The 14038-nt window shown below is 60.1% G+C and carries 12 protein-coding genes; 8 read left to right on the top strand and 4 right to left on the bottom strand.

What is annotated here, in order from left to right:
* Positions 1–10 precede the first annotated feature (10 nt).
* Positions 11–1168, top strand: coding sequence for a phosphatidylserine/phosphatidylglycerophosphate/cardiolipin synthase family protein (locus tag QAO71_RS10895; protein ID WP_136869677.1), 1158 nt, complete (start codon positions 11–13; stop codon positions 1166–1168).
* Positions 1169–1179: 11 nt separating this feature from the next.
* On the opposite strand, the gene QAO71_RS10890 is transcribed toward QAO71_RS10895, so the two are convergent.
* Positions 1180–2307 (bottom strand): GGDEF domain-containing protein, encoded by a 1128-nt coding sequence (locus tag QAO71_RS10890; RefSeq protein WP_074778143.1) that lies wholly within the window; start codon positions 2305–2307, stop codon positions 1180–1182.
* Positions 2308–2561: 254 nt separating this feature from the next.
* Between QAO71_RS10890 and QAO71_RS10885 the strand changes: the two genes are divergently transcribed.
* Positions 2562–4085: a fumarate hydratase gene (locus QAO71_RS10885; protein ID WP_280164422.1), complete on the top strand. Its 1524-nt coding sequence runs from the start codon at positions 2562–2564 to the stop codon at positions 4083–4085.
* Between the two features lie 118 nt (positions 4086–4203).
* Here the strand turns inward: QAO71_RS10885 and pyk are convergent, their stop codons facing one another.
* A complete protein-coding gene (pyk, locus tag QAO71_RS10880; protein WP_074778147.1) occupies positions 4204–5655 on the bottom strand; it encodes a pyruvate kinase in 1452 nt (483 codons plus the stop codon).
* Between the two features lie 103 nt (positions 5656–5758).
* Between pyk and edd the strand changes: the two genes are divergently transcribed.
* Genes edd through QAO71_RS10865 form a run of 3 tightly spaced genes read left to right on the top strand, consistent with a single transcriptional unit; the run spans position 5759 to position 8954 of the window.
* On the top strand, positions 5759–7591 hold the full coding sequence (gene edd, locus QAO71_RS10875; protein ID WP_136869678.1) for a phosphogluconate dehydratase: 1833 nt from the start codon (positions 5759–5761) through the stop codon (positions 7589–7591).
* Positions 7588–8295: a 6-phosphogluconolactonase gene (pgl, locus tag QAO71_RS10870; RefSeq protein ID WP_136869679.1), complete on the top strand. Its 708-nt coding sequence runs from the start codon at positions 7588–7590 to the stop codon at positions 8293–8295. The genes edd and pgl overlap by 4 nt, the downstream gene beginning before the upstream one ends.
* 17 nt (positions 8296–8312) lie before the next feature.
* Positions 8313–8954 (top strand): bifunctional 4-hydroxy-2-oxoglutarate aldolase/2-dehydro-3-deoxy-phosphogluconate aldolase, encoded by a 642-nt coding sequence (locus tag QAO71_RS10865; RefSeq protein WP_280164421.1) that lies wholly within the window; start codon positions 8313–8315, stop codon positions 8952–8954.
* 208 nt (positions 8955–9162) lie between these two features.
* On the opposite strand, the gene QAO71_RS10860 is transcribed toward QAO71_RS10865, so the two are convergent.
* The gene (locus QAO71_RS10860; RefSeq protein WP_280164420.1) at positions 9163–10098 is read right to left on the bottom strand and encodes a universal stress protein; all 936 of its coding nucleotides are present in this window, start codon (positions 10096–10098) and stop codon (positions 9163–9165) included.
* Between the two features lie 372 nt (positions 10099–10470).
* On the opposite strand from QAO71_RS10860, the gene QAO71_RS10855 reads away from it, so the two are divergent.
* Together QAO71_RS10855 and sbcB are read left to right on the top strand one after the other, a co-directional pair.
* The gene (locus QAO71_RS10855; RefSeq protein WP_083392387.1) at positions 10471–10872 is read left to right on the top strand and encodes a hypothetical protein; all 402 of its coding nucleotides are present in this window, start codon (positions 10471–10473) and stop codon (positions 10870–10872) included.
* Between the two features lie 48 nt (positions 10873–10920).
* Entirely contained in the window at positions 10921–12372 is a 1452-nt protein-coding gene (gene sbcB / locus QAO71_RS10850; protein WP_280164419.1) for an exodeoxyribonuclease I, read from the top strand.
* Between the two features lie 74 nt (positions 12373–12446).
* On the opposite strand, the gene mvaT is transcribed toward sbcB, so the two are convergent.
* On the bottom strand, positions 12447–12821 hold the full coding sequence (gene mvaT / locus QAO71_RS10845; protein WP_036988870.1) for a histone-like nucleoid-structuring protein MvaT: 375 nt from the start codon (positions 12819–12821) through the stop codon (positions 12447–12449).
* 345 nt (positions 12822–13166) lie between these two features.
* Here mvaT and purU point away from each other — a divergent pair, with 345 nt between their 5' ends.
* Positions 13167–14018: a formyltetrahydrofolate deformylase gene (purU, locus tag QAO71_RS10840; RefSeq protein ID WP_280164418.1), complete on the top strand. Its 852-nt coding sequence runs from the start codon at positions 13167–13169 to the stop codon at positions 14016–14018.
* Positions 14019–14038: the final 20 nt, after the last annotated feature.

The raw sequence follows: 14038 nt of genomic DNA, 5'->3' as shown, positions 1-14038 counted from the left end.
GACCTGACGCATGGCGAACCCGATCTATCCCTGGCGTGAAGGCAATACCTTCGAACTCATGATGGATGGGGACTGCTTCTTTCCGAAGATGTTGCAGGCCATGGAGCAGGCCCGCACCAGTATCGATATTCAGCTCTACCTCGTGGAGTCCGGTCACAGTACCGAAAAGGTGACCGACATACTGTTACGGGCGGTGGCGCGTGGTGTGCGGGTGCGCTGCCGCTTCGACAGTCTCGGCAGCCGCGAGTTGACGGAAGGCGATCGCGAACGGCTGATTCAGGGTGGGGTGGAGTTGCGTTTCTATAACCCGCTCAACCTGCTGGGTGGTCGATCCAATTTGCACCGTGATCATCGCAAGTTGCTCATCGTCGACCAGCGCATCGTGTTCATTGGTGGCGCCGGCTTTACCGATGAGTTCTGCATTCCCGATCCTGGTGGGCGCTGTCTCTGGCATGAGCAGATGCTGGAGGTAGGCGGCCCGGTGGTGGCCGACTGGCTGGAGGTATTCGAACAGCAATGGTTGGCAACCGAACGGCGCAGTGGTCGGCAACCGGCGCGCCTGCGCCGTGTACGCCTGCCGCCGCACCCGCCGACAGGGCAGGGCTGGGCGCGGGTGTCGCTGACCGACGGCCGCACCCACCGGGAACTGGTGCAGGCGCTGCTGGCCAGTATCGCCCGGGCGCAGCGGCAGGTATGGCTGGCCACTCCGTATTTCGCGCCGACCCGGCGTATTCGCCGGGCCTTGATGGACGCTGCCCGACGGGGCGTGGATGTGCGTTTGCTGTTGTGCGGCGAAGTCACTGACCATCCGGCGGTGCGCTATGCCGGCCAGCGTTATTACAAGCGGCTGTTGGCTGCGGGTATCCGCATCTTTGAATATCAGCCGCGGTTTCTGCACCTCAAGACGGTGTTGGTGGACGATTGGGTCAGCCTGGGTTCGTCGAACTTTGATCACTGGACGCTACACTGGAACCTGGAAGCCAACCAGAACATCGTCGACAGCGGCATGACTCGAGCGGTAGAAGAAAGCTTCGCCGCCGATTTCGCCGAATCGCGAGAGTGGACCCTGGCCGACTGGCAGGCGCTGCCGTGGTATCACCGATTGAAGATCCGGCTGTGGGGTACTATCAACCGCGCGGTGGCATCCGGGCTGGATGTCAGGCGCTGAAGCGGTGGGCGTCAGGCATAGGCGTCCTGGTGCGTCTGTGAGCAGTTGCGACCGCCGGCTTTGGCCCGATAGAGTGCTTCGTCGGCCTGGCTGATCCGCAGTTCGAGACTGTCTTCAGGTTGAATCAGGCAGAGCCCGGCAGACAAGGTGCAATACACTTCATCAGGCAGGGAAGGAAAAGAGGTGCGCGCCAGGTTAAGACGGATGCGCTCCACGCAATGCTGCAGGGACGACAGATCGCAGTTGCTCAACAGCAGTACGAACTCCTCGCCACCAAAACGTGCCACCATATCTTCGCCCCGCAGATTGGCCCGGGCGATCCGGGCAAAGCCCTGAAGCACCTCATCCCCGGCTGAGTGGCCATACAGATCATTGATACGCTTGAAATGATCCAGATCGATCAATGCCAGCCCGAGCGTCTGGCCGTCGCGCTGCAAGGTCATGCGGCGCTGCGCCTCGTCAAGAAAATGCCGGCGGTTGGGCAGGCCGGTGAGCACGTCGGTGGTCGCCAGGTTCTGTAGTTCGTCCATCATGCTGCGCAGCGATTGCTGGTGTTGCTGCAGGGTGCTGTGGCGGCGCTGCAAACGCTCGCCCAGCTCCCGGATGTAACTACCGAGAATGGTCAGCCACAACATGAAGCAGGCCAGCACGAACCATTCGAGCAGAGCAATGGACAGCGTCTGCGGATAGATATCCAACTGCTGGTTGAGAATGATCAGGCCGCCATAGCAGGCCAGGGCGAACGCCGCGTGGGCCAGATAGGCAATGCGTGACAGCTGAAACACGCCGAACAGCAGGATCAGGCAATAAGCGGCCAATATGATGCCGCGGATCGGACCGACCATCGCCAGCAGGTAGGTCTGCAGCAGCAAGGCGACGATGATCTGCGGACTGGTCAGGCTGGGGTCCTTGAAGCGCAGGTTGAAGTTTGTGCGGAACATGACGAAGAAGACCGCCTGGGTAGCTACGCCGAATCCATAATGACTCAGGGCCATGCCCAGACTGCCAATATAGGCACCGGTGGCCCAGGTCACTGCGATCACGACATAGGTGATGCCATAAACCCACTGGGCCAGAAAGAAGCGCTGCAGGCGGAGCGCCTGGTCCCGGGCCTGACGGTCAAATTCCCTTTCAATCATTGCGTCTTCTTGTGTGGTGGCTTACTGATATCACTTTAGCGGCCCCCGCATCGTTTGCCTAGGGCTTGCTCCTGTTATAGCGCAAAGCTATCAGCTGAACGGCTGACCCGGATTCGCAAGCTCGGGTATACTTTGTCGCCTGCTTTCACTCAGCCGGGGGTTGTCGGCCCGGCCCAAGCATTCCGTGAATCTGGTCGCACTGCCTCGATTGGCACGTCTGCGGCCAGCAAGCCTATAGAGGAGCCTGTCCGAGAATGGCCGTAATCAAGCAAGATGATCTGATCCAGAGCGTTGCCGATGCGCTGCAATACATCTCCTATTACCACCCCGTAGACTTCATCCAGGCCGTACACGAAGCCTACCAGCGTGAAGAGTCTCCGGCGGCGCGCGATGCCATAGCGCAGATCCTGATCAACTCGCGCATGTGCGCCACCGGCCATCGGCCGATCTGCCAGGACACCGGCATCGTGACCGTGTTCGTCAAGGTGGGCATGAACGTCCGTTGGGACGGTGCCACCATGGGTATCGATGACATGATCAACGAAGGCGTGCGGCGTGCCTATCAGCTGCCGGAAAACGTGCTGCGTGCCTCGATTCTCGCCGACCCGGCGGGCAAACGCACCAACACCAAGGACAATACGCCGGCGGTAATCCACTATCAACTGGTACCCGGCGATACCGTCGAGTTCCATGTTGCGGCCAAGGGCGGCGGCTCCGAGAACAAGTCGAAGATGGTCATGCTCAACCCCTCCGACTCGATCGTTGATTGGGTCGTCAACACGGTACCGACCATGGGCGCCGGCTGGTGCCCGCCAGGTATGCTCGGCATCGGTATTGGCGGTACTGCGGAAAAAGCTGCGGTGCTGGCCAAGGAATCATTGATGGACCCGATCGATATTCACGAGCTGCGCAAGCGTGGCCCGCAGAATCGCGTCGAGGAGCTGCGCCTGGAAATCATGGACAAGGTCAACGCGCTGGGCATCGGTGCCCAGGGCCTCGGCGGCCTGACCACGGTGCTGGACATCAAGATCATGGATTATCCAACGCATGCTGCCAGCCTGCCGGTGTGCATGATCCCCAACTGTGCTGCCACCCGCCATGCGCATTTCGTGCTGGACGGCAGCGGTCCGGCCGAACTCGCGCCGCCGCCCATGGACGCCTACCCGGACATCACCTGGGAAGTGGGCACCGGCGTACGCCGCGCCAATCTGGACACCCTGACCCCGGAAGAAGTACAGACCTGGAAGACCGGCGAAACCGTGCTGCTGTCGGGCAAGATGCTGACCGGTCGCGATGCCGCACACAAGCGCATGGTCGACATGCTGAACAAGGGCGAAGAGCTGCCGGTAGATCTGAAGGGCCGCTTTATCTACTACGTCGGTCCGGTAGACCCGGTACGTGATGAGGTCGTTGGACCGGCTGGCCCGACCACCGCAACGCGCATGGACAAGTTCACCCGCCAGATCCTGGAGCAGACCGGTCTGCTGGGCATGATCGGCAAGTCCGAGCGTGGCCCCATCGCCATCGAGGCGATCAGGGACAACAAGGCGGTGTATCTGATGGCCGTCGGTGGCGCTGCCTACCTGGTCTCCCAGGCGGTCAAGAAAGCCAAGGTGCTGGCCTTCCCGGAGCTGGGCATGGAAGCGATCTACGAGTTCGACGTGCAGGACATGCCGGTCACCGTAGCGGTGGACAGCAGCGGTGAGTCAGTGCATATCACCGGCCCGCAGATCTGGAAGCAGAAGATCGCCGACAGCCTGGCGGTGGAAGTGCAGTAAGCATCAGAAGTAAGTATGGTCTGCCCCCTGTGGGGCAGGCCAGTTGTAGGAGCGGCCTTGGCCGCCCCCACAGAAATCATGCCGAGAGCGCTCTGCTCTCAGCTGAAACAGCTCGTCATCAGACGAGCTGTTCTCCCACATGCAGCAGCTTCATCGAGTTGGTGCCACCGCGCGAGTTGTAGACGTCGCCCTTGGTCAGTACTACCCAATCCCCCGGTTTGACATGTCCCAGCTCCAGCAACTTGTTCACCGCGTGCTGATTCACTTCAGTGGCCGGGACTTCGGCCGGGTTGAAGGCAATACTCTGCACGCCGCGCATCAGTGCCACCCGACCCAGGGTCTGAGCGTGGGGTGACAGGGCGTAGATCGGCAGGTGCGAGCGGATCCGCGACATGATCAACGGGGTATAGCCGCTGTCGGTCAGGGTGATCACTGCAGTGACCGCCGGGAAGTGGTTGGCTGCGTACATTGCGGCCAGGGCAATGGTTTCGTCGCAGCGGTCGAATTCCATATGCAGACGGTGACCCGACAGCTGGTTGGTCGGATTCTTCTCCGCGCCGCGGCAGATACGATCCATGGCTGCGACCGTTTCCACCGGGAAGTCGCCGGCGGCGGTCTCGCCCGACAGCATCACTGCATCGGTGTAATCCAGTGCGGCGTTGGCCACGTCGGAGACTTCCGCACGGGTCGGTAGCGGGCTGCTGATCATCGATTCCATCATCTGGGTGGCGGTGATCACGGTCTTGTTCTTGCGCCGGGCACGGGCAATGATGATCTTCTGGATGCCCACCAGCTCGGCATCACCGATTTCCACACCCAGGTCACCACGGGCGACCATCACACTGTCACTGGCGTCGATCAGGCCATCCAGCGCGGCTTCGTCAGCCACGGCTTCGGCGCGTTCGATCTTGGCCACCAGCCAGGCATGGGAGCCCGCGTCGGTCAGCAATGCACGGGCCTGATCCATGTCCTTGGCATCACGGGGGAAGGAGACGGCGACGTATTCCATCTGCAGCTCGGCGGCCAGCACGATGTCGGCGCGGTCCTTGTCAGTGAGGGCGGCGGCGGACAGACCACCACCGCGGCGGTTGATGCCCTTGTGGTTGGACAGGGCGCCACCAGCGGTCACGGTGCACTGGGCCTCGTCCGCGGTAATGCTATCCACCTGCAGAACGATACGGCCATCATCGAGCAGCAACTCGTCCCCGGCGCGGCAATCCGACACCAGTTGGGGGTAGTCGATGCCCACCACGTCCTGGTTGCCTTCATCCAGCGGATGGCTGGTGGACAGGCGGAACTTGTCGCCGACGTTCAGGTGAATCTTGCCATCCTTGAAACGGGCAATCCGAATCTTCGGTCCCTGCAGGTCGCCCAGCAGAGCGACGTGGGTGCCCTGTTGCGCGGCGATATCGCGTACCAGTTGCGCCCGGGCGCGGTGCTCGTCATGGGTGCCGTGGGAGAAGTTCAGGCGGGCGACGTTCATGCCGGCCTTGATCAGGGCTTCGATACGTTCCGGAGTGCTGCTGGCAGGTCCGAGGGTGGCGACAATCTTGGTACGGCGCAGGGTCATGAATGTTTTCCCTTCAGTTACATTTCAGTGGCTTACAATAGATCATACGCTCTATGTATGACAGGCAGAAGCCGCTATGACACTGGTCTGACAGGAGAAATGCATGCACCCGCGAGTTATCGAGGTTACCGAGCAGCTGGTTGAACGCAGTCGGCTGTCTAGGACGGCCTATCTGCAGCAGATGGCTACTGCGGCAGCCCGACCCCGCGGGCGCCGTGATCTGTCCTGCAGCAACTTCGCCCACGGTATGGCCGGGTGTCCGGCAGGGGACAAGGACCGCCTGCGGATGGTCGACGAGGTCAATATCGGCATGGTAACGGCCTATAACGACATGCTCTCCGCCCACCAGCCCTATGAGACTTTTCCCGCGCAGATCCGCGCCGCGCTGCGCGCCTTCGGCGCCACCGGACAGGTCGCTGGTGGGGTGCCGGCCATGTGTGATGGCATCACCCAGGGCGAGCCGGGGATGGAGCTGTCGCTGGTCAGCCGGGACGTGATCGCCATGGGCACGGCTATCGCCCTGTCGCACAACATGTTCGATGCCGCCTTGTGCCTCGGCATCTGCGACAAGATAGTGCCGGGGCTGTTGATGGGCGCGCTGCGCTTTGGTCATCTGCCGGTACTGTTCGTACCCGCCGGGCCGATGCCTTCCGGGCTGCCCAACGGCGAGAAGGCCAAGGTGCGACAGCGCTATGCCGAAGGGCTGGCGACTCGCGAAGAGTTGCTGGACGCTGAAAGCAAGGCTTACCATGCGCCCGGCACCTGCACCTTCTACGGCACCGCCAATACTAATCAGATGCTGCTGGAGGCCATGGGATTGCAGCTGCCGGGCGCGTCCTTCATTAATCCCGGCACGCCGCTGCGCGATGCCCTGACGGTTCATGTGGCGGAGCAGGCGGCCCGGCTGGCGCGGGCGGGCGAGGGCAGCATGGCCTCGATTCTGGATGAGCGCGCGCTGGTCAACGCGCTGGTCATGCTGCTGGCCACCGGCGGTTCGACCAACCTGACGCTGCATCTGATTGCCATCGGCCAGTGCGCCGGGCTGCAACTGAACTGGACCGATATGGCGCTGCTGTCGGAAGTCGTACCTACCCTGGCGCGCATTTACCCCAACGGCCAAGCCGATGTTAACCACTTCCAGGCCGCTGGTGGCAGCGCCTACCTGTTTGCCCAACTGCTTGACGGCGGGTTGCTGCATGCCGATGTAAATACTATCGCCGGCCCGGGACTGCAGCGCTATACCCGCGAGCCGGTATTGACGGACGGGCGCCTGAGCTGGCGCGACGGCCCGGCAGCCAGCCTGGATGAAAGTGTCTTGCGCGGCCGCCAGACGCCGTTCAGCGCTGACGGCGGTCTGCGACTGCTGGAAGGTAATCTGGGGCGCAGCGTGATCAAAGTCTCCGCAGTGCAACCCGAGTATTGGCGGGTCAGTGCACCGTGCCGGATCTTTGATAGCCAGGAGGCTTTCGTAGACGCTTTTCAGCGGGATGAATTCCAGAGTGATGTGATCGTCGTCGCACGTTTCCAGGGGCCGGCGGCCAATGGCATGCCGGAGCTGCACAAGCTCACGCCCTATCTGGGGGTATTGCAGGATCGCGGCCTGCAGGTGGCGCTGGTGACCGACGGGCGTATGTCTGGTGCATCCGGCAAGGTGCCGGCGGCGATCCACCTGACGCCCGAGGCCCATAACGGTGGACCTATCGCCTACCTGCGCGATGGTGATCTGCTGGAACTTGATGCCGTCAATGGGACCCTACAAGTACAGGTTGATCAAGCCGAATGGCAGGCCCGTACGCCGGCCTTGCATGCCGAGCCGGTCCGCCGCGGCTGGGGCCGGGAGCTCTTTGCCTTCGCCCGCACAACTGCCAGCGCGGCAGAGCAGGGGGCGAGCTGCTTTACTGACAGTCTGATTCAGGCTGATGGAGGTGCAACATGACCGCAGAACAACAGGCAGTGTCACGGGGCCTCGATTGGCACGCTGCCGATGGCCCTGAGCAGCAGGCCGAGGCGGTCGCCAAGTGCATCCTGGCGTTGTTAGGCGACGCCATTGAGCAACGTGGGCAAGCCAGTCTGGCGCTGTCCGGCGGGCGGGGCCCGGAGCGCTTTTTGCGGCGCCTGGAGCAGGCCGATTTTGATTGGGAAAAGGTTACCATCACACAGGTCGACGAGCGCTGGGTGCCCGCGAAACATGAACAGAGCAATGCGGGTCTGATCCAGCGCTGCATGCCGAAGGTATTGCAGCGGGCCACCTGGCTGCCGATGTATCAGGGACAATCACTGCAAAGCGATGCGCAGTACTGTCACAATATGCTCGTTAACCTGCTGCCGCTGGATGTGATCGTGCTGGGTATGGGCCCGGACGGGCATACCGCCTCACTTTTTCCGCATATGCCAAAGCTGGGTGATTATCTGTCTGAACAGCACCCGGAGTTATGCATTGCCGTGCCGGAGGCGGGTGAACGCCTGCCGCGCCTGAGCATGACGGCGGCGGTTATCAACCGTGCGCGCAACAAGATGCTGGTGGTCAGTGGCGAGGACAAGCATCAGCAGTTGGCTAGCGCGCTGGGCGCGGCAAACCCGTTGGCGCTACCGATCGCTGCCTTCCTGTCGCCACCCATGGATATTTTCTACAGCCCCTGAGGCTTCCGGAACCTTGAATGAGATTGACTGAAAACACTCAAACCCTTGAGCGGATCTTTACCGGCCAACGCATCCTGCCGGTACTCAGCATCCAGCGCGAGGAGGATGTATTGCCACTGGCTGATGCCCTGGCCGCCGGTGGCGTGACCAACCTGGAAATCACCCTGCGTACGCCCCTGGCGCTGGCCGCCATTCGCCTGCTCACGGCGCAGCGTCCGGAGTTGTGCGTGGGCGCCGGTACCGTACTGGATGGGCGGCAGTTCCAGTCGGTGCTGGATGCGGGAGCGCAGTTTGTGGTCAGCCCAGGGTCGACACAGGAGCTGCTGACCTTGGGGCTCGACAGCCCCGTGCCGCTGCTGCCGGGCATTGCCACCGCGTCGGAAATCATGATGGGATACCGCCTGGGTTATCGCCATTTCAAGGTGTTTCCGGCGGCAGTCTGTGGCGGCGTCGCGTTATTGCGCGCCTTCGCCGGCCCCTTCCACGATGTGCAATTCTGCCCCACCGGCGGCATCACTCCGGCAACCCTGCCGGACTATCTGGCGTTGGGCAATGTCATGGCCACCGGCGGCACCTGGATGGCACCCGCGGAGATGGTGAAGGCGGGGGATTGGGCTGGGATTACGCAGTTGTGCAGGGAGTTTACGGGGGTTGCTTGAGGGGAGGTAATGAAGAGGCTGAGCGGGAAGCATTGATCAGAGGGGATTCATGAGTTCGCGCATTCGGGTACCGCCTACAGCGGACACGCAGCAAGTACGTCCCTGTATGCTCGCGGTTGCCATCCCTGGCAACCGACGGTCCGCTGTAGGCGGTACCCGAACGCGCCTGCGAGTTTTTGCAATGATCAACGCTTCCCAGGCACCCAGTTCAAACCGGCTTTGACGGATCCACAAAACCATCCGGCTTGACGATCAGTACATCGCAGGGCACATCATCCAGCAACCGCTCGGCGGTATGCCCGACCAATGCGCTCTCTATGCGTGAACGGGAAATGGCACCCATCACCAGGAGGTCGATAGCCTGCTGAGCGATGAAATCCGGGATCGCCTGTTCTGGATAGCCCCGCAGCAGATGCTGTTCGTTCTCACTCATGCCCGTCTGGGCGGAAAATTCGCGGAAGGCTTCCATATGGTGCTGTTGCACCTGAGTGGCGTAACCGTCGTAATCCGCGACCAACCCGGTATCGAACGCCAGGGTGTGAGGCAAGGGGTTATAGCAATGGATAGCGTGTACCTGGGCGCCCGTATTCGCCGCCAGCGCCCGGCCCGTGGTCAGCAGTTTGTAATCCAGGGCGGCGGGCTTGTCGGCTTCATGCAGAGGGTCAACACTGACGCCGATGGCTTTCAGTCCGTTTTCCGGCTGCTTCACCAACCACAGCGGCGCCGGGCAATGGCGGATCAGATACCAGTCGGCATTGGTCAATACCAGCCGCTTGAGGAGATTGTGGTGATGGGTCGTCTTGAGCACCAGGTCCGGCTGTTGTTCGTGAATGGCGCGCAGAATGTGCCTTTCATAGCGCTTACCCCAGACCACTGTAGTGTTGACGGTACAGCCCTTGTTACGCAGGGGCTCGGCTAGCCGGGCGAGACCCTGTTCCCGGTGGCCGAGCAACGTACTGCGCGCTTTGGCCAGGGCATCGGTATCGAACAGCATGCCGCCATTCAGCGCGGGAATGTAATCACTCATGAACAGGGTGAAGCGGACCGCGGGATAGTATTCGGCCAACTGTTCAGCCCGTCGCAGACAGGGTTGGTCTGTATCACTGGTCGGGTCGATGACTACCAATATGTGCTGAATATTCATGTTGCGCACCCCTATTGATCCTGGTGGGTTCAGCCTAAGCCACTCTTAGCAGTATAGTGCTGATTCAGATCAATCCTCCGCCGGACAGCCATGGCGTTTTCAGCCGGTGCTTGGCCTACGGTCGCGGCTGGTCTATTCTGTACTCACCTTTCCCAGGAACGAGCCGGCGCAGGAAGCCACATGACGCGCTCAACTATTCTGAACTCAGCTTTACTCTCTTCGAAATGCCTGCTCGAGCGGATATTCATCGTCCGGGTGTTGCGTGATTGGCTGCACTTCCAGTGGTCGAAGTGCATACCGGAACGCTGCAAGAGCACCAATGGGCTGAAGAACCCATTCTTGGGCTGATCAAGAACAGGAGCATTATTGACTATGCAGGGTATGTTTCAGCACGGAGCGTTGCCTGATTCATCCGACCGGTTCAACCATCGGATTGCACGGCATCAGCTGCCTGCTTATCTGAGCGTGTATAACAGCCATACCGGGAATTTCATGGGCTCGATGGGCAATCTGTCATGTAATGGCTTTATGTTGATCAGCCCCTTGCCGGTTATGCTGGGGGTGCAATATGACATGGAGCTGCATCTGCCTTCGGTCACCGGGGAAGGGCTGCAACGAGAGAGATTCCGCGCCATCAGCCGTTGGTGTCGGCCGGACCTGACGCCGGGTCACCATGATGCCGGGTTCAGCATTGTTGACAACCTGCCTCTGTTCACCAGCCTGGCTGGCGCGCTGCAACATTATTTCACGTTCATGCACGCCGAAGATGCCTGACCCGGCGGTACAGGTTACCCTGCCGGCATCAAGAGCAGGGGAGTTGCAATGAGCAAGAGCATATTCTGGTACGACTTCGAGGCAACCGGCATCGATCCACGGCGCGATCGACCGTTGCAGGTTGCGGGTGTCCGCACGGATGAAGAGCTGAACGAGATCGGCGAGCCGCTGTGCATCGATTGCCGCATCGCCGATGACATATTGCCCCATCCCATGGCCTGCCTGGTTACCGGCATCGACCCCGCTCGGGCATTGCGTGGGCTGCCGGAAGCGCAATTCATGCATCTGCTGCATGAGCAGATGGCGCAGCCGGGGACCTGCACCGCCGGTTACAACAACTTGCGTTATGACGATGAAATGACGCGGTTCTCCCTGTACCGCAACTATTTCGATCCTTACGCTCGGGAGTGGCAAGGTGGTAACAGCCGTTGGGACCTGCTGGATGCGCTGCGTACCGCCCACGCGCTGCGCCCCGAGGGTATCAATTGGCCGCAGCAGGACGGCTTCACCAGCCTGCGGCTGGAACTGCTGACCGCAGCGAATGGCATCGACCATGGCCAGGCGCATGACGCGCTGGCGGATGTGCGGGCAACCATCGCCATGGCCCGGCTGCTGAAGCAGGCGCAGCCACGGCTGTACGCCTACCTCTATGCGCTGCGCAGCAAGCACCGGGTCGGTGACTTGATTGATCTGCAGCAGCTGCGACCGCTGGTTCATGTTTCTGGCCGCTTTGGCCGGGAGCGCAGTGGTCTGGGGTTGGTCATGCCGCTGGGCTGGCATCCACGCAACCGCAATGCCTTGATTGTCTGGGACCTGACAGTGGAGCCGCAACTGTTGCAGGAGTTGTCCGCCGATGAACTGTGCCAGCGACTCTATACGCGGACTGACGAGTTGGCTGCCGGCGAACAGCGGCCCGGCCTCAAGCTGGTACATGTCAATAAGTGCCCGGTACTGGCCGATGCCAAGGTGCTTCGCGCGCAGGACGTCGAACGGCTGCAACTGGATATGGATACGCAGTGGGAGCGCGCCCGGTGGCTGGCACAATGGCGGGTGGCAGGGCAGCAGAAGCTGGCGGCGATCTATGCCGAGCGACCACAGTCGGGCAAGCCGGGAGAGACTGAAAACGATCCCGAGACGCAGCTATACGATGGTTTTACAGCGGACGATGATCGCCGGTTACTTGCGGCTATACGCGAAGCCGATGCCGCCGCACTGACTGCGGCCCAGTGGCCACTGAAAGATCAGCGTCTGGTGGATATGCTCAAACGCTATCGCGCGCGTAACTTCCCCGACTCACTGAGCGTGACTGAAACCGGAGAATGGTTGAATTTCTGTCAGCAGAAACTCAATGGCCAGCTCGCGGGCGCACCCCTGACGTTCGAGGAGTTCATGCGGGATCTGGAGTTGGCATTGGCGCAAACGGATGATGCGGGGCGGGAGCTGCTCGGGCAATGGCGTCAACATGCCCTGACACTGGCTGAAAAACTCAAGGCTGGTTGAAATCACTCATTGAAAAGCCCCGGCACTGGAATAATGCCTGGGCTTTCTTTGTCTGACACTACCTTCCGGGGGAATTAGCCCAGAATAGTAGCCCAGCTTTCCACTTTCTCTGCGCCGTACTGCTCTTTCCAGGCTTTCAGAGTTTTATGATTGCCGCCCTTGGTTTCAATGGTTTCACCCGTGTTCGGGTTCTTGTATTGCTTAACCTTGCGTGCGCGCTTGGCAACTGCCGGAGCCTTTGCCGTTTTGCTGGCTGCTGGCTTGCTCTGCGGGTTGAGAAGAGCAACAACATCTGCTGATTCCTTGCCGTACTGCTTCATCAGATCCTGCAGCTTTTTCTCGAACTCAAGTTCTTTCTTGAGTTTTTCATCGTTGGACAGCGAGTTCAGACGTGCGGTCAGGTCGCGAATGGTATCTTCAATCTGGCGGTATTCGTGAAGCATGGACATTTAGTGTCTCCCGGTGAATATTGAAAGTGAAGTAATGATAGTTTATCGCTGGCGGGATGCACAAGAAGTTGCAGGTATTAAAGACGGGTTAACGGCAACTTTTTGTTAATGGATCAAGCAAATTATTATGTATCGAGAGGAACTCATTGAATCTGATTGCGAACATGCAGAGATAAAGCGCGGTGTCGGCTGAAATTTCCGCATGTCAGGAGTAGAATGTCTCGCTTTTGGGGCCCTGCCTCGGGGTCTGCTTTCACGCCATCCTCGCCTTGTCGAGACAGTCGGAGCGACAACGCGGCGCGGAGCGCAGTGAAACAGAGCTTTATGATATCTGGAGTTGATTAGATGCGTACCTTTCGACTGGTAATCGCCTGCCCCGACCGGGTAGGGATTGTGGCCAAGGTCAGCAACCTGCTGGCGACTTATAACGGCTGGATTAGCGAAGCCAATCACCATTCGGACAACCTGTCCGGCTGGTTCTTCATGCGCCATGAGATTCGCGCCGATTCATTGCCTTTCGATGTCGATGGCCTGCGTACTGTGTTCGCACCCATTGCTGCGGAATATCAGATGGAATGGCAGGTGAGTGATTCGGCTGAGCGCAAGAAAGTGGTGTTGATGGCCAGCCGCGAGTCCCATTGTCTGGCGGATCTGTTGCACCGCTTCCACAGTGGTGAGCTGGATTGTGAAATAACCAGTGTGATTTCCAATCATGACGATCTGCGCAGCATGGTCGAATGGCATGATATTCCCTTTTATCATGTTCCAGTCGATCCGAAGGACAAGAAGCCGGCATTTGATGAAGTTACCCGGTTGGTGAATGAGCAACAGGCCGACTGTATTGTATTGGCGCGTTATATGCAGATTCTTCCGGCTGAGCTCTGTGAGCAATACGCCCGGCGGGTAATCAATATCCACCACAGTTTCTTGCCTTCCTTTGTCGGCGCACGACCTTATCACCAGGCAGCGCAGCGGGGGGTGAAACTCATCGGTGCAACTTGCCACTATGTAACCGAAGAGTTGGATGCCGGTCCGATCATCGAGCAGGACGTCGTACGTATCAGTCATCGGCACAATGCGGAAGATATGGTTCGGCTCGGTAAAGACGTGGAAAAAATGGTACTTTCCCGCGGTTTGCGCTATCACTTGGAAGACCGAGTACTGGTTCACGATAACAAGACCGTGGTGTTTGGCTGATATTGATATGCCATGCACCG

This window comes from Halopseudomonas sp. SMJS2, from assembly GCF_029866945.1.
GTDB lineage: Bacteria > Pseudomonadota > Gammaproteobacteria > Pseudomonadales > Pseudomonadaceae > Halopseudomonas > Halopseudomonas bauzanensis.
The sequence above is the reverse complement of the archived record's forward strand: the minus strand, read 5'-3'. Positions and strand labels throughout refer to the sequence as shown.

Coding starts and splice junctions, on each gene's coding strand:
- QAO71_RS10895 (WP_136869677.1), top strand. CDS start 11: ATGGCGAACCCGATCTATCCCTGGCGTGAAGGCAATACCTTCGAACTC.
- QAO71_RS10860 (WP_280164420.1), bottom strand. CDS start 10,098: ATGAATATTCAGCACATATTGGTAGTCATCGACCCGACCAGTGATACA.
- pgl (WP_136869679.1), top strand. CDS start 7,588: ATGACCGCAGAACAACAGGCAGTGTCACGGGGCCTCGATTGGCACGCT.
- QAO71_RS10885 (WP_280164422.1), top strand. CDS start 2,562: ATGGCCGTAATCAAGCAAGATGATCTGATCCAGAGCGTTGCCGATGCG.
- edd (WP_136869678.1), top strand. CDS start 5,759: ATGCACCCGCGAGTTATCGAGGTTACCGAGCAGCTGGTTGAACGCAGT.
- QAO71_RS10890 (WP_074778143.1), bottom strand. CDS start 2,307: ATGATTGAAAGGGAATTTGACCGTCAGGCCCGGGACCAGGCGCTCCGC.
- QAO71_RS10855 (WP_083392387.1), top strand. CDS start 10,471: ATGCAGGGTATGTTTCAGCACGGAGCGTTGCCTGATTCATCCGACCGG.
- sbcB (WP_280164419.1), top strand. CDS start 10,921: ATGAGCAAGAGCATATTCTGGTACGACTTCGAGGCAACCGGCATCGAT.
- mvaT (WP_036988870.1), bottom strand. CDS start 12,821: ATGTCCATGCTTCACGAATACCGCCAGATTGAAGATACCATTCGCGAC.
- pyk (WP_074778147.1), bottom strand. CDS start 5,655: ATGACCCTGCGCCGTACCAAGATTGTCGCCACCCTCGGACCTGCCAGC.
- purU (WP_280164418.1), top strand. CDS start 13,167: ATGCGTACCTTTCGACTGGTAATCGCCTGCCCCGACCGGGTAGGGATT.
- QAO71_RS10865 (WP_280164421.1), top strand. CDS start 8,313: ATGAGATTGACTGAAAACACTCAAACCCTTGAGCGGATCTTTACCGGC.